This window comes from Candidatus Methylacidiphilales bacterium (assembly GCA_030054035.1).
Classification (GTDB): domain Bacteria; phylum Pseudomonadota; class Gammaproteobacteria; order JASGCS01; family JASGCS01; genus JASGCS01.
In genome coordinates this window covers 128,843-148,272 of the sequence record JASGCS010000001.1, presented here as the reverse complement: position 1 = coordinate 148,272, position 19,430 = coordinate 128,843, and the positions used below count along the sequence as shown (strand labels likewise).

At 32.9% G+C, this 19,430-nt stretch carries 15 protein-coding genes and 2 tRNA genes; 4 read left to right on the top strand and 13 right to left on the bottom strand.

Annotated features, from left to right (window positions below; genetic code table 11):
* Position 1 precedes the first annotated feature (1 nt).
* From ribD to QM538_00795, 5 genes are all read right to left on the bottom strand, one after another.
* On the bottom strand, positions 2-1,060 hold the full coding sequence (gene ribD, locus QM538_00815) for a bifunctional diaminohydroxyphosphoribosylaminopyrimidine deaminase/5-amino-6-(5-phosphoribosylamino)uracil reductase RibD (GenBank protein MDI9347036.1): 1,059 nt from the start codon (positions 1,058-1,060) through the stop codon (positions 2-4).
* Between the two features lie 39 nt (positions 1,061-1,099).
* Positions 1,100-2,353: a serine hydroxymethyltransferase gene (gene glyA, locus QM538_00810; protein ID MDI9347035.1), complete on the bottom strand. Its 1,254-nt coding sequence runs from the start codon at positions 2,351-2,353 to the stop codon at positions 1,100-1,102.
* Positions 2,354-2,367: 14 nt separating this feature from the next.
* Positions 2,368-4,023, bottom strand: a complete 1,656-nt coding sequence (locus tag QM538_00805) for a hypothetical protein (GenBank protein ID MDI9347034.1) — start codon at positions 4,021-4,023, stop codon at positions 2,368-2,370.
* Between the two features lie 3 nt (positions 4,024-4,026).
* Positions 4,027-7,656 (bottom strand): phosphoribosylformylglycinamidine synthase, encoded by a 3,630-nt coding sequence (gene purL, locus QM538_00800; GenBank protein MDI9347033.1) that lies wholly within the window; start codon positions 7,654-7,656, stop codon positions 4,027-4,029.
* A gap of 294 nt (positions 7,657-7,950) precedes the next feature.
* Entirely contained in the window at positions 7,951-8,958 is a 1,008-nt protein-coding gene (locus tag QM538_00795) for an NADP-dependent oxidoreductase (protein MDI9347032.1), read from the bottom strand.
* Positions 8,959-8,993: 35 nt separating this feature from the next.
* Here QM538_00795 and QM538_00790 point away from each other — a divergent pair, with 35 nt between their 5' ends.
* Genes QM538_00790 through QM538_00775 form a run of 4 tightly spaced genes read left to right on the top strand, consistent with a single transcriptional unit; the run spans position 8,994 to position 14,006 of the window.
* Positions 8,994-10,037, top strand: a complete 1,044-nt coding sequence (locus QM538_00790; GenBank protein MDI9347031.1) for an efflux RND transporter periplasmic adaptor subunit — start codon at positions 8,994-8,996, stop codon at positions 10,035-10,037.
* Positions 10,038-10,039: 2 nt separating this feature from the next.
* Positions 10,040-11,785, top strand: a complete 1,746-nt coding sequence (locus QM538_00785) for an ATP-binding cassette domain-containing protein (protein MDI9347030.1) — start codon at positions 10,040-10,042, stop codon at positions 11,783-11,785.
* Positions 11,763-12,893 (top strand): ABC transporter permease, encoded by a 1,131-nt coding sequence (locus tag QM538_00780; protein ID MDI9347029.1) that lies wholly within the window; start codon positions 11,763-11,765, stop codon positions 12,891-12,893. Before QM538_00785 ends, QM538_00780 begins: the two co-directional genes overlap by 23 nt.
* Before the next feature lie 12 nt (positions 12,894-12,905).
* A complete protein-coding gene (locus QM538_00775) occupies positions 12,906-14,006 on the top strand; it encodes an ABC transporter permease (protein MDI9347028.1) in 1,101 nt (366 codons plus the stop codon).
* On the opposite strand, the gene rsmA is transcribed toward QM538_00775, so the two are convergent.
* The 8 genes from rsmA to rplT form a co-directional block, all read right to left on the bottom strand.
* Positions 13,984-14,784, bottom strand: coding sequence for a 16S rRNA (adenine(1518)-N(6)/adenine(1519)-N(6))-dimethyltransferase RsmA (gene rsmA, locus QM538_00770; GenBank protein ID MDI9347027.1), 801 nt, complete (start codon positions 14,782-14,784; stop codon positions 13,984-13,986). The two genes, QM538_00775 and rsmA, sit on opposite strands and share 23 nt — an antisense overlap.
* 9 nt (positions 14,785-14,793) lie before the next feature.
* Positions 14,794-14,870: transfer RNA gene (locus QM538_00765), tRNA-Arg, on the bottom strand.
* 39 nt (positions 14,871-14,909) lie between these two features.
* Positions 14,910-14,986, bottom strand: a tRNA-Pro gene (locus QM538_00760).
* On the bottom strand, positions 14,977-15,330 hold the full coding sequence (locus tag QM538_00755) for a MerR family transcriptional regulator (GenBank protein MDI9347026.1): 354 nt from the start codon (positions 15,328-15,330) through the stop codon (positions 14,977-14,979). Before QM538_00755 ends, QM538_00760 begins: the two co-directional genes overlap by 10 nt.
* Positions 15,327-15,599: an HU family DNA-binding protein gene (locus QM538_00750; protein MDI9347025.1), complete on the bottom strand. Its 273-nt coding sequence runs from the start codon at positions 15,597-15,599 to the stop codon at positions 15,327-15,329. Before QM538_00750 ends, QM538_00755 begins: the two co-directional genes overlap by 4 nt.
* Positions 15,577-18,030 carry a phenylalanine--tRNA ligase subunit beta gene (gene pheT, locus QM538_00745; GenBank protein ID MDI9347024.1) on the bottom strand — a complete coding sequence of 818 codons (2,454 nt, stop codon included), beginning with the start codon at positions 18,028-18,030 and terminating at the stop codon, positions 15,577-15,579. Before pheT ends, QM538_00750 begins: the two co-directional genes overlap by 23 nt.
* Positions 18,020-19,057 carry a phenylalanine--tRNA ligase subunit alpha gene (gene pheS / locus QM538_00740; protein MDI9347023.1) on the bottom strand — a complete coding sequence of 346 codons (1,038 nt, stop codon included), beginning with the start codon at positions 19,055-19,057 and terminating at the stop codon, positions 18,020-18,022. The genes pheT and pheS overlap by 11 nt, the downstream gene beginning before the upstream one ends.
* Entirely contained in the window at positions 19,054-19,416 is a 363-nt protein-coding gene (gene rplT, locus QM538_00735; protein MDI9347022.1) for a 50S ribosomal protein L20, read from the bottom strand. Before rplT ends, pheS begins: the two co-directional genes overlap by 4 nt.
* Positions 19,417-19,430: the final 14 nt, after the last annotated feature.

Here is a 19,430-nt window from a genome sequence, read left to right as displayed (position 1 = left end):
ATTAAGTATTATTCACTCGGTAGACTGATAGTGTGTCAGAAGGGCCAATATAATTTTTAGTTTCATAATATTTTAACTTGAATTGAGATGAGCGCATAACCTGCATCAGCTCATCACAACGTACCCCATTATAACTACATATACTTTCATTTGATCTATAAACAAATAGCTGGTCAAGTAAATTTTCTTGGATAAGTTGTGAAATCAATGAAGGGCCACATTCAAATAAAACTTCATTGCATTCTAATTTTGCCAATTCTTGTAAAACCTCTCTTAAATTAAATCGCCCTTTAGCGTTGATTGGTAAAGATGTTACCGTATTTGATTTACGCTCACTTACTTGGCTAGAGCCACAAAAAATTCTATACGCTCTATTTGTTGAAAAGTAATTGTGAGATTCACTTATAATTTTTTTAGGGTCCAAAATTATAATTAGTGGCTGAATGGTTGGTGCGTTAATTCTAGCATTCAGTTTGGGTAAATCTCCAAGGAAGGTTTTGTATCCAGTAACTACCGCACATGATCGAGCGCGTAGCAGATGCGCATGTTTTCTAGATGGTTGAGAGCTAATCCACTTACGACTACTATTAATAAAAGAATAACAATTATCTTGGCTAATTGCGATTTTTGCCATCACCCACGGGAGATTTGAAGAAATTCTTTTAATAAAACCTCTATTAATTTCGTTGCAAGCTTCCTGCTCAACACCAACTAACACCTCCACACCTCCTTGTTGAATCTCTCTAATTCCTTTTCCATTTATGTGGCTTGTAGGATCAATAGATCCAATTACCAACCTACTGATATTGCTATTAAGTATTTCTTTAGTGCAAGGAGGAGTTAACCCATAATGATTGCAAGGTTCAAGAGTGCAATACATGGTTGTGTCTTTTGTTTCGGAAGCATTGATGAGAGCCATTTTTTCAGCATGTAAATGCCCTTTTCTTTCATGGAAACCATACGATATTATTACATTATTCTTAACAAGCAGACATCCAACTCTGGGATTAGGTTTCGTAGTATACATACCTCTAGAAGCCACAGAAATTGCTTTCTGCATAAATGCTATATCTTCAATTTGATAATTGGTGACCAAGTGTTAATTTTGATATACTGGAAAATTCAAACAGTATTCTTGTACCTTTTTTTTTATTTCATTTTGAATTGTTGGGTTATCTGGGAATTCTAATATTGTCGCAATATAATCAGCAAGCTCTTTAGACTCTTGTTCTTTAAAACCTCTGGTTGTAATAGCAGGAGTTCCGATTCTTAAACCGCTAGTAACAAATGCGGAGCGTTTTTCATTTGGAACTGTGTTTTTATTGGTTGTGATATGTGCCAATTCTAGCAACTCTTCTGCTTCTTTTCCAGAAAGGTGGCTATTTATTAAGCTAAGTAAAAATAAATGATTGTCAGTGCCTCCAGAAACAATATGAAAGCCGCGTTGTTTCAATTGTTCGGACATCGATTTTGCGTTTAAGATAACTTGAGTTTGATATTCTTTAAATTCAGGCTGAAGCGCTTCTTTAAACGCTACAGCTTTTGCAGCAATAACATGCATTAAAGGACCTCCTTGTATTCCAGGGAATACTAAACTGTTTAATTTTTTTTCTAGCTCTGGGTTTTTTTTACATAGAATTAACCCACCTCTAGGACCTCTTAATGTTTTATGGGTTGTTGTAGTGACAATATCTGCATACGGAATAGGAGATGGATGAACGCCAGCAGCAACTAATCCAGCAAAATGCGCCATATCAACCATCAACAAAGCTCCAACTAAATCAGCTATATCTTTAAAGCGCTTAAAATCCAAAATTCTAGAATACGCCGAATAACCAGCAACTATGACTTTGGGGTTATATTTCAAAGCTAAATTTTTAATCTCATCATAATCTATGAGTTCACTTTCAGGATCAATGCCATAACTTATGCAATTAAATAACTTTCCTGAAAAATTCACTTTCGCACCATGAGTCAAATGCCCTCCATCACTAAGCCTCATACCAAGAATAGTATCTCCGCTTGATAAAACCGATAAATAAGCGGCTGCATTAGCTTGTGATCCAGAATGAGGCTGAACATTTACAAAATCTGCATTAAAAAGTTTTTTTGCTCTTTCTTGGGCGATTATTTCAATCTCATCCACAACGGAGCATCCTCCATAATATCTTTTTTGAGGCAGCCCTTCAGCATATTTATTTGTTAAGCAACTACCTTGTGCGCTCATAACAGCTAAACTTGTATAGTTTTCAGACGCGATTAACTCAAGGTACTCTTCCTGTCTCTTGGCTTCTTTGTTTATTAAATTAAAAATTTCTGTATCTTCTTTTTCGATGGAATATTTATCAATCATTGTTATATTTTATATTAAATAATTGTTTGCGTTATAGTTACCGGATTGCATTTTTGTCTAGAGAGCGCAGGTAATAGATTTCGGTTAATATTATTATTTTGAATTTGTGATGCGACAATATCATATAAAGGTATTTTTAAATTGTTATAAAAGATCCTAGAATTGTCAACCCCCCAAAAAGCAATTTGGTACTTTTCATACAAGCCAATATTTTTTCCTTCAATTTGGATTTGTAATGCCTTAATTCTATTAGCATAATCTTGATGGATAGTAACGGTAAGTCCGTATAGTTTTATAGAATAGTATTGAAAATTGAGTGATTTATTTGTATTTTGATTCTCTTCTACCATTGTCATCAAAATTTGTGTGAGCTCTTTTCCTGTGATTATTGTTTTTGAAACAAATCCAAAATGACTCGCACAAATTAATGAAATATCAAGAAGCGTTAGTTTTTCATTGGGTAAAAAACTGGGCGACCTATTTTCAGATAAACCAACCACACTCTCAACAGAAAAATAATTAGCAATTGATTGCGATATTAAAAAATCAATAGAGTTCATTTGGTTGGTAGAGCTACCTAAAAATAAATCAGTTTGACCTATTGGGGTACGTAAAGTATGAGGAAGCATTTTAGCAATAAAATTTTTAGAGGCAGTGTCAGGGGTGATTTCTTTAGATAATAACTTAATAGTTTTTGCATATATTGGTCCTTTGGTGTCTGACGGAATAAAAATCTGCCAAACTGATTCTAGATTTTTACTTGAACAGATCATCAGTGAGTTTTTAATAGCAATTGATGAGGTATCTTGAAAAGAATGATTGCAGCAATATAGGATATCTATTCCCTCAACAGAATTAAGCAACTCTACATCTAGTTCGTAACTATTTTGCGAAAGCACAACAATGTAATTTACTAATCGTTCTTTCTTTAATTTAAAAATTAATTCTTGAATCGATGATTTATTAAATGTAATATCGAATGGGCTCTGACGAATTTTATTAACTTTTTGGAATTTCTTATAATTTGCTAAACCCAAAAACGCAATGGAAATATTTTTAAATCGCTTTATACTATACGGTCTCATAAAATTTAAAGTTTTAAAATCATGTTTACTTGGAATAATCAGGGGGTTTGTAGTGACTGAAACGTTACTTTCCACCACAGTTCCCTTGAATAGCTCAAGATAATTTTTTAATTCGTGACTTGGCAGAGTTAACTCATTACCTAATGACATAAAATCTGTCATTGCAGAATTGCTTAACGAAACTAATAATTTTTGAAGTTTAGAATTAATGAGAGCACCAGAGCTCCAACTTGAACCTCCATCAATTACCAATGTTGGTCCAATATGTTTATTTTTAAGTCTAGCAATAGTTGAAATTAATTCCGAATACCCACCACTTTTTCCGATATACTTTATTTTTTCGAATAGGGTGTGCTCGTTATTGATTAATCCGCAATGATTTATTTTTTCGATTAAATAGGGAGCGATTTCCTGACTACTGTATTGAGGATAAAGAGAAGCATTAGCATTGGCGTAACATAGTAGCTGAATAGGTTGTGGGTTATTTGATGACTGACAACCAGCTAGTCCTGAAAAAATGGTTGAGCAAGCTATCAAATTCCCAATATTATTTTTTATAAATGATCTTCTGTCGTACTGATCCATTTATTAACTCTGTAAAGTTTTCTTTAATTGATAAAATACTTCAAACCATGGCCCATATTCTAATGATTTAAATTCTGGAGGTAACCATGAATATTGAAATGTTTTAAAAAGCCTCTCTGGATGTGGCATAAGCAAAGTAACCCTTCCGTCTGAAGTGCAAATACCAGCAATTCCATTTACAGATCCGTTTGGGTTAATTGGGTACTTAGTGTCAGAATAGTATAAGGCAACATTAGTGTTGTTCTGAATTTGTTCTACTCTTCCTTCGCCATGTGATACTATTATTGGAAGCTCTGAGCCTGCAATTGGTGATAAAAATAAACTTGGTGAAGCAGGAACTTGGCACATTGTTAGCCTAGACTCAAATCTTCCAGATAAATTTTTCTTAAAAGTAACAAAGCCCTCTGAGTTGGGTATTATTGATTTAAGCAATGTACCAATTTGACAACCATTGCAAAAACCAATAGTTATTGAGTCTGGTCTATTAAAATAATCAAAAAATTCTTTCTTGATTATTTGATTATGGAGTATTGATGTTGCGACTCCCTGACCAGCTCCAAGGACATCTCCATAAGTAAAACCTCCTGGAAAAAATATCGCGCCAAAATCTTGCAAAACCACATTGTTTGCGAGTATTTGATTTAAAGAAAATTCCCTAACTGTGAATCCAGCTTCAGAGAGTACTGTCACTAATTCTATATGCCCATTAGTTCCCTCCTCTCTTAAAATCCCAACTATATTTTTTAAATTCTTACTTATTTCAAAATTTAACTTATTTTTAATAATTTTACAAGAAAGCTTATTTTTTGATTCTGTGAAACTATTTATATTGAACAACTCTTCGTCTTGCGCAAAAGATTCCCCATCTCGAATTGATTGTATGTGATAAGAAATTTTGTTCCATTGAGACCAAAGTTGAGCTAACGGTATTTGACTAAAGTGCAAATTTAGATACGGCTTATGATAAAGTGTGGCAACTTCATGTAAAAATAACCCGTATTTCTCGGCTAGTAATTTATATTTAGTTAAATGTGATTTTTTTATTTGAATAATTGCTCCTGGTTCTTCAGAGAACAATTCATTATATAATTTGTATCCTTTTAGTGAAGCTATACTTGTGTCAATACTTATTCCACATCTTGCAGAAAATGCCATTTCTAATAATGAAATTAACATACCCCCATCGCTAATATCATGATAAGCATAGATTTCATTATTTTCTATAAGAATGTTTATAAAGCTCTTAAATGCTATTAGAGATTTAGCGTCAGTAAGATCAGGTGTTTGAAAGTGTGCAAGATTTTCGGTACGAGAAAATGCCGAACCTCCAATTCTTCGATGATTGGAAAAATCGATTCGACAAAGTACAGTAGTATGGTCAATAGTCAATAATGGTGTTACAATTTTTTTGTAATTATCTATGCAAGCCATAGCTGTTATTACTACATAGGGTGGAGAGTTTACGAATTTTTTATCGAGCATATTAGTTCTCATCGATAATGAATCCTTACCCACAGATATACACATATCCAATTCCTTTACAAATTCTGAGAGAATATCAACTTCTTTACACAGTGTTACGAAATCAAGATCCAATTCACGATCGGCCATCCAATTAGCTGAAAGAGTGATAGTCGATAATGATGGGTGCCAGATTCCTGAAAAATTTGTAATAGCTTCTGCAAGTGCGAGTCTAACAGAAGCTTCAGGATTTGTAATTGCAATTTCAGCACGCTCACCCATTGCAAGCGCTTGAGCATTTGTACTATAAAAATCAATTACTGAAATGGCGCAGTCATTTATAGGTTCTTGATACGGCCCAACAAACTGATCCTGAACAACCTTTCCACCCACCGATCTATCTGCAATAGTTAGGAGAAAATTTTTTCTTGCAATAGATGGAAATCTAAGAAGTCCGCACAATGATTTTTCAAAATCTTCTATTTCATACTCTGGGCTTGGGTAGTTTTGAGCAATGGTGTCGTTATTATTTATCACATGTATAGAATTATCAATCGGAAATAGTAATGAAATATCTGTATTTAATATTTCATTACTATTTTTGATCAATCTAAGTTTTTTACTGCCATCAAAGCTTCCAATTATGGCGAATGGGCAAGTTTCTTTGTTGCAGATGCTCTCAAAAATTTCAATGTGATTTGGATTAATTGCCAACACTAATCTTTCTTGCGCCTCACAACACCATATTTCCTCAGCCGACAATGTGGTATCACCAGAAGGTATTTTTTCCATTTCTATAGAAACACCTAATTCATTTTCATGAAGCATTTCCGGAATCGCACAAGATAAACCACCAGCTCCAGCATCATGTATTGAATACACAATCACGTCATTTCCAGTGTCGCACTCAATAAGTCGAAGAACAACTTCATGACATAACCTTTGCATTTCTGGGTTACTTCTCTGCACTGAGGAAAACTCAAGATCAGCGTCAACTTCTCCTTGGTTTTTTGAAGATAGAGAACCGCCGCCCATACCTATTCTATAAGATGGCCCACCAATAATAACCAACAAAGCGCCAACTGGCACTTTGTTTTTACGTATCCTAGAGGTATGCACAACACCACAACCTCCAGCAAGCATTAGAGGCTTAAAAGCAGCTCTATTTGGCATAGATCTGCTCGACTGTATTGTTCTAAAAAAACCTGATAACAATGGTCTCCCAAACTCATTTCCAAAATCAGCAGTCCCAATTGGAGCTTGTATCATAATTGAGAGAGGTGTTTGAACCGATCTTGGGAGGTATTGAAGATTTATGGCGTTATTGATTTCCCATTTTTCAGTTAAATTTGGTATATTTAGATCCGCAGTGATGTAAGCACTTATGCCAAAGTTTGAAATTCCACCCCTCCCAATTGCCAATTCATCCCTTATTTCACCACCTACTCCTGTAGCTGCGCCTGGATATGGGGCAATAGCTGTTGGATGATTATGTGTCTCAACTTTAAGTATTAAATCTAATGATGTGTTTTTACATGAGTAAAAACCATCAAAATCCTTAGATACTATGTTAAAAAGCCCTCCTTTTATACAGGAAGCGTTATCGTCATAAGCTGATAAAATCAAATCATTGTGGGTTTGTTTTTTAAAAGAAGTTTTAATTGTTTCAAACAAAGAATTTTTTAAACTATCCAAATAAAGTCTTTTTCTTTTAAATGTGTGATGCCTACAATGCTCTGAGTTTATCTGGTCAAACATAAGTTGAAAAATACCAGGATAAGAATTATAAAAAACTTTATTATTATTTGTTAAATCATTGATATTACTATATTTTTTCCATAACATTTGATCTAAAAGTCCGTTTGGAAGGTTTTGATCTTCAAAAAATAAGCCTGATTGCAGATTAGCAAGATCAACCTGGTTAAATCTAAGTATTCTTAAAATTTTAGTTTCTTCTGGAGTTTGAAAGCCAACTTGAGGGAAGTAAATATCTTTAATAAACATATAATCAGTATTATAAGTAGCATTAAGAATTTCCTCTAAGTTATTGATATTACTAAATAAATTATGTATTAAAAATAATTTTCTATAAGTAAATATTAAATTATTATAAATAAATGACTTATAGACAAACTGGTTGTTGCTTTTTAGAACTACGAAATTATTAGACACAATTTATTATAATTTAAAATAAAGTAATAAAGGACAGCCAGTCTCAAATAATTTATCAATAGTGCAAAAAAAGGTGATTTTAATTGTGCGCCTCACTTTCTTACCTTCATGCCTTTATATGACTTCTAATCCTTATAAACCTTGTGGTATTAAAAAAACTAAGTTAATTCGAGTGTTTTTAATTAATCCTACTAAATACAATATCTTTTAAGAAACTTTAACTATTAATCGCTCATTTATCTTTTGTTAAATTAGAAGGTAAAGACACCAGAGCTAAAGAATTGCTAAACTTTTTTATAGTACTACTATTCTTGCTCCGATGTTTTTTCTAAGATACAAGTCATTAATAGCATGAGTTATTGATTCTAGTCCATAACTAATATCTTCTAGCGGTGTGATTTTATATTCGCGTACATACTCAGCTAAAATACTGTGCATGTGGTAGAAGTGCTTAACATAATCATAGATCATAAAAGATTGATATAGCGCATCATGTAACTGCATTTTCCAAATATTCTTATATTGATATTTATTTTTATCATCTAAAAGATACTGAGAAATACCCCCACAAGCTACAATTCTTGCCTTTCTATTGATATAGAGTAAAACATTGTCTAATATTTCACCACCTACATTATCAAAAAAAATATCAACTCCATTACCTACAGCTTGTTCAAGTTTGATTAAAAAATCGGGGTCATTGTAATTTATTGCTTCGTCAATATTGAGTCTTTTTTTAGCTAGCTCACACTTGAGTGTAGAACCACAGATACCGATAACTTTTTTGCATTTTTTAATTCGGGCAATTTGAGCTACTTGTGATCCAACGCCACCTAACACACCGGAAATAACAACAGTGTCTTTTTTTGTAATTTTTGCAATTTTATTCAGACCAATTAGAGCGCTCATGCCAGTTATTCCTAAAGTACTCACTCCAAATCGTATTGGTAAGTCTTTACAATTCATAGTAATTGCTAATGGGTTGTTTTCTTGTATAGTTGCGTATTCTCTCCAACCACAAGGTCCTTGAATAAAATCTCCTACCGAAAATCGACTACTTTTTGATTTAATGACGATACCAACACCACGACCTGGAATATAATCGCCAATAGATATAGCATTGGAAGCGACTGAGGTATTTGTTAGAAATCGTAATTGGACAGGCGCTACAGAAAGTGCAAGTACTTTCACAAGACACTCACCTTGTGCAATATTTGGGACAGGCACTGAACACAATTCAAATGTATTTTCCGTTGGTAGAGCAAATTGCTCGGGTACATTTTTAAGTTGGATCTGTTTCATACATTTATAGTAAAGATATAATAATATATACCAACATGAATAAAAATATAAAGTTAATTTTCCTAGATAGATATAACCAAGTTTTAAATTGGTTTTATTCACTTACAAAACAAAACCAAAAATTTGTAAAAATATCATTTTTTATTCTATCTATTATTCTATTACTTTACCTTTTTTATTCTTGGTACCAATATAACCGTATTGTTATTTATGGAAATGTTGATATTAGGAGCGTTAATGTTTCTTTTAGAGTTGGGGGTAGAATTTCAGAATTATTAGTAGAGGAAGGTACTTTTGTTGAAAAAAACGCAATACTTGGTAGTTTAGACAGCACACCATACCTATACTCTTTTAATCAAGCACAGGCTAACTATGATGCAATTAAAGCAAGAAATGACCTTTTACTTAAAGGAAATAGAGCTGAAGATATAGATCAGGCGAAAGCTAATTTTCAATCACGCTTAGCCGCTTACAATGAGGCTATAGCCAATTACAATAGGCAATTACAATTATTTAATTCTAAGGTAACAAATCAACAGACCCTTGATAGCGCTAAATCTATATTAGATCAAACTAAAGCTGCACGAGATTTAGCCCAAGCACAATATAAAAGTATCTTGCAAGGCTTCAGAATTGAAGAAATTGAAGAATCAAACGCAACACTTCGTAGCGCAAAATCGGCACTTGACATTGCTCAGTTACAATACGATGATACAGTGCTAAAAGCACCCATTTCTGGAATTATAATTACTAGAGTAAGCGAACCTGGCACAATCATATCCGCTGGCACTCCAGTTTTTACATTGCTAATTAAACACCCAATTTGGATAAGAGCTTACGTGACTGAGCCACAACTTGAAAATGTACCTATTGGTAAAAAAGTCATAGTTTTAACTGATGGTGGCTCTAGGTATGGTGGCAGGATAGGATTTGTTTCTCCACAAGCAGAATTCACACCAAAATCAGTAGAAACACCAGATTTAAGAACATCATTAGTCTATAGGATCAGGGTTATTATTGACAGCCCTAGTGAGCATTTACAACAAGGAATGCCAGTTTCTATAATCATTAATAAATAAATATGTCAGAGCACGCTTTGATTGCTCGTCAAGTTTCAAAGAGATTTCCGTTAAGTCCAGTTTTAGCACTTGACAGTTTAACTTTACAAATTAAACATGGTACTATTACGGGAATTGTAGGTCCTGATGGTGCAGGAAAAACTACTTTTATGAGAATATGTGTTGGTCTACTTAAACCTACACATGGTGAAATTCTTATTAATGGCATTGATCCGTCAAAAGAAATTGACTATGTGCATAAAAACGTTGGCTATATGCCGCAACGGTTCGGTTTATATGAAGATTTATCTGTAATTGAAAATTTAGAATTACACGCTGAATTAAGATTGGTTGAAACTAAGTATAAAACAAAAAAATTTAATGAGCTTTTAGAAATAACCAACCTTGCTCCTTTTACAAAAAGATTAGCTGGAAAACTGTCTGGAGGGATGAAACAAAAACTCGGATTAGCCTGTGCTTTACTAGGAGATCCCAAAGTGCTACTTTTAGACGAACCTAGTGTTGGCGTAGATCCAATTTCAAGAAGAGAACTTTGGAAAATGGTTACTCATTTATCACAAAATGGTATGACAGTATTATGGAGTACTGCGTACTTGGACGAAGCCGAAAAATGTGGCGAAGTTATATTGTTAAATGAAGGAAAATTAATATCAAAAGGCAATCCTGAAAAGTTACTGTCAACTTTATCAAACAGAACCTTTATCATCACGGGAAATAATCTCAATCTACGACTAGCATTAAAAGAAGTTATAAAAATTAAAGGTATCATGGACGTATTAATTCAAGGTAATGGAATACGTATATTGGTCTCAAAAAATGAAAGCGAGGGTAGCCAACCATGTTTAAACGCAATACGAAAAGTTATCCCCTGCACTGTTGAATTCATTAAAACACCGCCTAGATTTGAAGATATTTTTTTAGACTCGTTAGGAGGAGTAACTTTAAGAGAATCCCCTCTTGCCCAAACCACCAAAACAATAATTACTACCTCGCAAAATATTCTTATTGCCGATTCGCTGTTTAAAAAGTTTGGTGATTTTATCGCAGTAGACTCTATAAGTTTTTCAGTTCAACCAGGAACAATTTATGGGTTACTCGGTCCTAATGGTGCAGGAAAATCAACGACATTTAAAATGCTTTGTGGTTTGCTACCCCCTGACTCAGGGTACTCAACTTTATTTGGTCAAAAATTTGCTACGAGTGGAAGTGAGATTAGACAACGTTTTGGCTATATGGCACAAAAGTTTTCACTCTATACTTCGCTTACGGTTATGCAAAATTTGAAGTTTTTTTCTGGAATTTATGGTATTTCTGGTAGTGAACAAGTAAACAAAATAAATCAAATGATTGATTTATTTCACCTTGGGCAATTCCTAAACACGTCTTGCTCACTGCTATCATTGGGCTATAAGCAAAGACTGGCACTAAGTTGCGCTGTAATGCATCAACCTGAAATTTTATTTCTAGATGAGCCTACATCAGGAGTAGATCCAATTACAAGAAAAGAATTTTGGACACATATAAATGGCTTGGTAATTAAAGGTGTGACAATTATTGTAACGACACACTTCATGGAAGAAGCTGAATTTTGCGACAAGATAGGATTAGTTTACAGAGGCAAACTAATAGCTGAAGATACTCCTGATGCGTTAAAACAAAATATTTGTAAAAAAACAGGTTACTTGCCAACCATGGAAGAGGCGTTTATACATTTAATTGAAGAAGATGATAAAAAAAATACAGCATAGGAAGGTACTTGCTTTATGCAAAAAAGAATTATTCCAAATTATTAGAGATCCAAGTAGTATTGTAATTGCATTTCTGTTACCTGCAATATTATTGTTTTTATTTGGATATGGAATAAATTTAGATAGTCAGAGAGTTTCTATTGGGCTATTAGTGCAAGATACCGGCCCTCACGGTCAGTCTCTTGCACAATCAATCTCACATAATCCATCTTTTGAGACCACTTTTGGAAACAGCAGGAACCATCTTCAAGATCTTTTAGCTCGAGGTACGATACATGGAATAATTGTTATACCTTCTAATTTTTCAAAATTACTAGCTTCAAAAGAAAATAGTAACCCAATTCAAGTTATTCAAGATGGGAGTGATCCAAATACAGCTGTCTTTATTGAAGCCACAATTCAAGGTGTGTGGACACAGTGGATGCAAAATGAAATTTACCGCATTCACGATAATAAGCAAACGTACATCAACATACTACCTAGATATTGGTTTAACCCATCTGCAAAAAGTAGCAATTTTTTAATACCTGGTTCTATCGCAATTATTATGACAATTATTGGCAGTCTTTTATCATCATTAGTGATCGCTCGAGAATGGGAACGTGGCACTATGGAATCCTTGCTATCATCACCATTAACGCTTGAAGAGTTTTTACTATCTAAATTTATACCTTACTACTTATTAGGAATTGCCTCGCTGATTAGCTGTGTGCTTGTTACAGTTTTTATAATGAAGATACCGATGCATGGATCTTTCTTTTTATTGTTTATTTTCTCAACTTTATTTTTAGTCACCTCATTATCAATTGGTTTATTTATTTCTACCGCAACAAAAAATCAATTTAATGCAGCTCAAATTTCACTTACTACTGCTTTTTTACCCGCTATTATGCTATCTGGTTTTATATTTGAAACTCAAAGTATGCCATGGATAATAAAAGCGATCTCACTAATTTATCCTGCCACATTTTATGTGAACAGCCTGCAAAATATCTTTCAAGCAGGATTTATTTTTAAAATAATGCTATACAATTTTATCATTCTTTTTTTATACTCTTTCGTTTGGGTATTTATTTTATTTAAAAAGTCACGTAATACATTAGAATAGAAAATATAAAGTATGTTACAACGATTAAAAACATTGATTATTAAAGAACTCTTGTCATTTTTAAATTCACCACAAGGCAAACAAATACTCATCCTTCCTGTGATACTTCAAACTCTTATCTTCCCCTTTGCAGCAACGTTAGAAGTAAAAAATATGCAAATTGTGGTTTTTAATCAAGATAATGGCAAACATAGTCTCGAATTACTTCAAAGAGTCTCAGCGCTTCAAGCAATTAGCTCAGTTCAAGTTACTCATTCTGACAGAGAATTCGAACGCTCAATTGTGAATCAAGAAACTATCCTTGGGATAAAAATTCCAAGCAACTTCTCGTCTCAATTAGAACTTAATAGGAATTCAAACATCCAATTAATACTTGATGGAAGAAAATCTAACAGTGCTCAAATTCTAAATGCATACATCCATAAAATTATTTTCCAGTACGCACAAGAAATATCATTAAACAATAAATCGCAAGAAATAACAGTAACCAATTTCTTTAACCCAAATCTAGAATTTCTTTGGCACCTAATGCCAAGTCTAATTGCAATTATTGCATCTATAGGTTGTTTAATGGTTACAGGATTATCAATTGCAAGAGAAAAAGAAGAGGGAACATTTGATCAGTTATTGGTTTCTCCACTTGAAGTTTGGGTTATTATGTTTGGAAAATTAATCCCAGGTTTACTAATTGCTTTATTTCAAGGAACTTTAGTTTTAGGTATCTCTATAGTCTTTTTTCGATTACCGCTTACTGGTTCAATTACAGTGTTATATATAGGTTTTATTCTATTCGGATTGTCGGTAGTTGGTATTGGATTATTTATTTCATCAATTTCCAATACCCAACAGCAAGCTTTTTTAGGAATTTTTAGTATTCTGTCACCTATGGTAATTTTATCAGGTTACCTATCCCCTATTGAAAATATGCCTTTTATTTTAAGATGTGTTGCGTACCTTAACCCACTTACACATTTTATTCAGATTGTAAAAGGAGTGTTGATAAAATCATATGGCATTACAGATGCCATGTTGCCATTACTTAAACTCTTTATTCTTTCTTTGTTGTCATTATATGTCACGTTCACTATTTTCAAAAAGTACAAGGAAGATTAAAATCTAGAGTTTTGCAAAGATCTAAAAATTGTTTTGGTGAAATTTCTTCAGCTCGAATGTTTTCAATTACGTGAGTTGTTTTAATATTATATTGTCTTAGTACATGTTTGAGCATTTTTCTTCTGTGCCTAAAAAAAATACTTGTAATATATTTTAATTTTAACAATATCTCAGGGGATAGGGTGTTTCGATTATTTTTTAATTGAATAAAACAAGAGTCTACTTTTGGGATAGGCTTAAATGAATTTCTAGATATTTCAGTTAATATATTAATTGAAAATATTAATTGCGCAAATATTGTTAGCCTGCCATATTGTTTTGTGGAATGTGACGCCACCAGTCTATCAGCATATTCTTTTTGAACAAGTAAAAATACATTTTCAATATGGATATTTAAATCAACAAGTTTACTAAGTATATCTGTTGAAATATGGTATGGAATATTACCTACCACAGTAAGATCGTAATTATTTTTTGAATATTCCATAATATCAAATCGTAAAAAGTCTTCTTGGTGTATTATTAATTTATTAGCCTGTATATAATTTGAATACGTATTACGCAAAAATGTACACATTATTGGATCAATTTCAACTGCATGAATTGTTAACCCAAGAGCTAATAATTCTTTAGTCAAGGAGCCCCTGCCAGGACCAATCTCAACTACCGTGGCACTTTTTGGGTGTGAATTATATATTAATTGGGCTAGTAAAATACTTTTTAACTGATCAACTAAAAAGTATTGGGAAAGTTTTTTGTTTGAATTATTCTTATACATAAGGCAAATTGGTGCGCCCGGAGAGACTCGAACTCCCGGCCCTCTGGTTCGAAGCCAGATGCTCTATCCAACTGAGCTACGGGCGCAGATTAGCTATTATACTATTGAGTAAATAACAAACTACATGGTCGGAGCGAGAGGATTTGAACCTCCGACCACCACAACCCCATTGTGGTGCGCTACCAGGCTGCGCTACGCTCCGCTTTTTTCTTGAGACAATATTAATTTTAAGTCTGATAAATCAGCGACAATCATTTTAGTGATTTCATTTTGATCTAGCTGTGATATTTTGGTAGAGTTAGCTAAAAATTGCCTTGCCCCATGAATTGTAAAACCTTGCTCATGTAAAAGTTTTTGAATTTTAAATATGAGCAGAACTTCACTTCGTTGATAAAATCTTCTATTCCCTCTTCTTTTTAATGGGCGTAAATCATCAAACTCTTTTTCCCAATATCGTAGGACGTAAGGCTTAATATTGCAGATTTTTGAAACCTCGCCTATACTAAAAAATTTTTTTAAAGGCAGAGATTTATTAAGTACGCTCATAACTTAAAGAGTTTACTAAATTTTACCGCAACTACTTTACGTGAATTAATTATTATTTTTTTTCTATTTTTAAAATCAATCCCAATACGTGGCGATTTAACTCGGATAGTGCATTTAAAAAATTTATTTATTTTAACAGCCCCATCAATAATAAGGATATTTTTTATACTAATAAAAAAAGAGTCGACTAGTTTACTGGTTTCAGAAACACTCATTCCAAATTCTTTAGATAAATCACTAGCAATTTTATATTTTGTTATAGTCTGCATTTCGTAACACTGCCTCAGTTTGGTATTGAATTGATTTTACTATTTTACTCATAAGAATGTCAATTTCCTCAGTTGTGAATGTTTTAATTTCCGGTGTGAGCACTATTCGAATTGTGTAACTAATTTCATCCGATTCATTGTTATTCAATTTGTAGATATCTATCAGGGTTACTGAAGTTAATTCGGAAAGATTCAATGACATAATTGCATTTTTTACAGAACTGTAAGGGTGCGATTTATTCACTATTATGCTTAAATCTCTTTGAACAGAAGGAAATTTTGTATATTTTATATTTAAATGTTGATTGCTAGTGGCAAGAAGTTGATCAATATCGATATTAAAATAATAAAGATTAGAATAACAATTAATTGAGAGTATAAGTTGAGGGTGTAATTTACCAAAAACTATAAATGGAATACCAGTAGGGGTAGTTGCAAAACATGACGACCTTCCTGGGTGAAGGTATTGATCCCAGGGAGATGGTAAGGTATGGGATTGATAAAGTACCTGACTCGAAAGCTCTACTAATTCTGACTTAATTCGAAAAAAACAATTTTCATCACTTTGAATTTGCCGCGCCCAATGTTGCTGTTGGTAGTCCACGGGTATCAAACCAGCCAATGTTTTTGTTTCACTAAATTGATCTCCAACTAACGAATAACTTTTTCCCATCTCGAATATTTTTTTAGGTTTTCTGAAATTACTTCTGTTAAATGTATCGGCAGATATTAAAGAATAAAGTAAGTTGGGTCTTAATATAGCCATTTCTGAAGATAGTGGGTTTTTAATAGAAACACTTGAGTTGCTTTTGTACAATGAAGAGATAAAACTGTAGTGTATAGTTTCTTGATACCCAAAAGAAATTAATTGTTGTTTTAAGCGCATCATTTTTTTATACTCTATACTTGAAGATGATTGCAGGTATGAAGGTTTAAAGTTATCATGTTTAGATGGTTTGATAGAATGATAACCGACCTGTCTAATTACTTCTTCTGCTATATCCGATTCATTAGATAAATCAACTCTTTTGAATGGTAGTTTACAAATAAAAGAATTATTTTTTAGAACACGATTAATTTTTATCTGAGATTTGTTTAGACTTTTTTTTATTTGTGAATTAGAAAAATTTGTTCCAAGTAATTTATTTATTTTAGCTTGATTGAATTTAATTGTACAATTATTTTTACTACGTTTTGAAATAATTTTAGTGAAGCTCACATCTGATCTGTCGTAAGGGATTTTACAGTAATCAAATAACTCGATCAATCTATTTAACGCATAAATATGTAACTGAAACGGAAGGCCCTTAGAAAACCGAGAAGATGCTTCAGTCCTTATTGAATGTTTTATTGAAGATAATGAGACAATCTCTTGATTATAACAACCAATTTCTACGATGAACGACTGTGTACTAGAATTTATAGCTGATTGAACGCCGCCTATAAGGCCTCCTAACGCAAGAGTTTTTTCATTGTCAGAAATAACTATATCAGAATTGCTTAACAATCGTTCGTTAGAATCTAACGCTTCAAATTTCTCTCCTTCTTTCGCAAAACGAATTTGAAGTTGTCCGCGTAGATTAGCAGTATCATAAAGATGAATAGGTTGTCCTGTTTCAATCATAACTAAATTTGAAATATCAATTAAGGGTGAAACTTGATTAATGCCAGATTGAACTAACGCCTGTGTTTGTAAGAACGGTAATTGGGGCAACACTTTAGATTTTAATTTAAAACAAATAAAAAGAAACCCATCCCCAATTCTCTTATCAAGGATCCTTGCAAGTGGCTTTTTTGATTTGTTAAGAAATGAAGGGAGTGAGGTTTTCGACTCTTCGTTTAATTTATTTAAAGAAGAAGAAGTTATCTTAACTTTAACTCCTGGAACCTGTTCAAATTCATTTACCATTCCAACATAACTAAGAGTATCACTGCGATTAGGGTAAACTTCAATGTCAATTTGAGATAAATAGTCCTTAAAAAATGAATAAAAACCAGCGCCTATAGGTGATTTACTAGGTAGATCAAGCACTCCATTTGTTTTATATCCTAAATCTAGTTCTTGAGCAGAACATAACATCCCAGTTGAAGTAACACCTCTGATATCTTTGATGTCAATTAAAGATCCATTTGGTAATTTTTTTCCCGCTGGAATATATACAGTTTTCATACCTTCGTATACATTGGTAGCGCCACACACAACTTTCATAGTATTAAATGAATCGGTTATATGACAAATTTTTAGATTGCTTGCATTAGGGTGGGGCTCTATTGATTCAATTAATACTATTCTGAAATAATTAAATTTCTCAGAATCAAAGTTACTAATGTAAGAGTACTCAAAACCTAACAATGGCAGAGCATTTAATTGCTTATGAGAAATTGGTTTTGCGAAAAAAAAGGTATTTAAATAGCCAAAGTTAAGTTTCATAATGCCATTTATTAAATTGAGATAGGACGTCAAAATCTGAATTATAAAGATCTCTCAAATCATTAAGTTTGTACTTGACCATTGCTAAACGTTCAATTCCCATTCCAAACGCATACCCTTGTTGTTTTTTCCATTTTTTATCAAGTTTTAAAAAAAGTGAAGGGTGTAACATTCCACAACCAAGTACCTCTACCCAGCCTGTTTGTTTACACAATTGACAACCTTTTTGATTGCAGTTTGAACAAGAGATATCGACCTCTGCAGAAGGTTCGGTAAATGGAAAATAAGAAGGCCTAACTCTAGTTATCAAATTAGTGTTGTTAAAAAAATACTGTAAGAACTCTAGAAGAACCCCAAGAAGGCCAGAAAAATTTGCTCGTGAATCAATGCGCATCCCTTCGAATTGATGGAACATAGGTGTGTGGGTTGGATCTAGATCTCTTCGAAAAACTTTACCAAAAGTTATGATTTGTAATGGCGGATTAGATTTTCTAATTGCGTGTATTTCCATTGTGGTAGTGTGGGTTCTAAGTAAGTAATCATTTGAAATAAAAAAAGTATCATGCATCCCTCTTGCTGGATGATGTAATGGAATATTGAGAGCAGTAAAATTATTCTCATCAGTTTCAATTTCTGGCCCATCAACAAGATCAAAACCTATCGAAGTGAAATAATGAAATATTTCATGGCAAGTAATAGTTATAGGATGAAACGAACCATGTGAAATGGGTAATTCGGGTAACGATACATCTAAACACTCTCGTTCCAAAATTTCTGATAATTGAGTTTGTTGTAAATGTTTCAAATGTAATTCACAAGCATCGATTATTAATTGCTTGAGAATATTTAATTCTTTTGCTCGTTTAATTTTAGCAGATTGCTCTATTGAATTAATTTCTTTGAATGAAATAGAAAGAATGCCTTCTTTACCTAGGTATGAAGCTCTGAGTAATTCAAGATCTTTTTTGTTTTTTACAAGCTCAAGCTGTCGTTGAAACTTTAATTTTATCTTCTCATTTTCACTCATGCAAGAGTGAGTGATTTTTTAACTTGGCTGATTATAAGGCTAAATGCCAATTCATCTCTAATTGATAATTCTGATAAGACCTTTCTATCTAACTCAATTCCAGTTATTTTTAAACCGTTAATAAATTGTGAATATGAAACACCGTGCTTACGAACTGCTGCATTTAGACGAACTATCCAGAGGGATCTAAACTGTCTTTTTTTTTGTTTTCTATCACGATAACTATATTGACCAGATTTAATGACTGCTTGTTTAGCAACTCGATAAGCGGTTGAACGCTGACCTCGATACCCTTTAGCTTTTTTTAATATTTTTTTATGTGTTGATTTTCTGGATACTGCTGAAGTTGCTCTTGGCATAGTTCTCTCGTTTT

Bases quoted from the DNA above. Each gene is read 5' to 3' on its own strand.
- rsmA (MDI9347027.1), bottom strand. From the start codon at position 14,784: ATGTATAAGAATAATTCAAACAAAAAACTTTCCCAATACTTTTTAGTT.
- rplT (MDI9347022.1), bottom strand. From the start codon at position 19,416: ATGCCAAGAGCAACTTCAGCAGTATCCAGAAAATCAACACATAAAAAA.
- QM538_00775 (MDI9347028.1), top strand. From the start codon at position 12,906: ATGTTACAACGATTAAAAACATTGATTATTAAAGAACTCTTGTCATTT.
- QM538_00790 (MDI9347031.1), top strand. From the start codon at position 8,994: ATGAATAAAAATATAAAGTTAATTTTCCTAGATAGATATAACCAAGTT.
- QM538_00750 (MDI9347025.1), bottom strand. From the start codon at position 15,599: ATGCAGACTATAACAAAATATAAAATTGCTAGTGATTTATCTAAAGAA.
- ribD (MDI9347036.1), bottom strand. From the start codon at position 1,060: ATGCAGAAAGCAATTTCTGTGGCTTCTAGAGGTATGTATACTACGAAA.
- QM538_00805 (MDI9347034.1), bottom strand. From the start codon at position 4,023: ATGGATCAGTACGACAGAAGATCATTTATAAAAAATAATATTGGGAAT.
- QM538_00785 (MDI9347030.1), top strand. From the start codon at position 10,040: ATGTCAGAGCACGCTTTGATTGCTCGTCAAGTTTCAAAGAGATTTCCG.
- pheT (MDI9347024.1), bottom strand. From the start codon at position 18,030: ATGAAACTTAACTTTGGCTATTTAAATACCTTTTTTTTCGCAAAACCA.
- QM538_00795 (MDI9347032.1), bottom strand. From the start codon at position 8,958: ATGAAACAGATCCAACTTAAAAATGTACCCGAGCAATTTGCTCTACCA.
- QM538_00755 (MDI9347026.1), bottom strand. From the start codon at position 15,330: ATGAGCGTACTTAATAAATCTCTGCCTTTAAAAAAATTTTTTAGTATA.
- pheS (MDI9347023.1), bottom strand. From the start codon at position 19,057: ATGAGTGAAAATGAGAAGATAAAATTAAAGTTTCAACGACAGCTTGAG.
- QM538_00780 (MDI9347029.1), top strand. From the start codon at position 11,763: ATGATAAAAAAAATACAGCATAGGAAGGTACTTGCTTTATGCAAAAAA.
- glyA (MDI9347035.1), bottom strand. From the start codon at position 2,353: ATGATTGATAAATATTCCATCGAAAAAGAAGATACAGAAATTTTTAAT.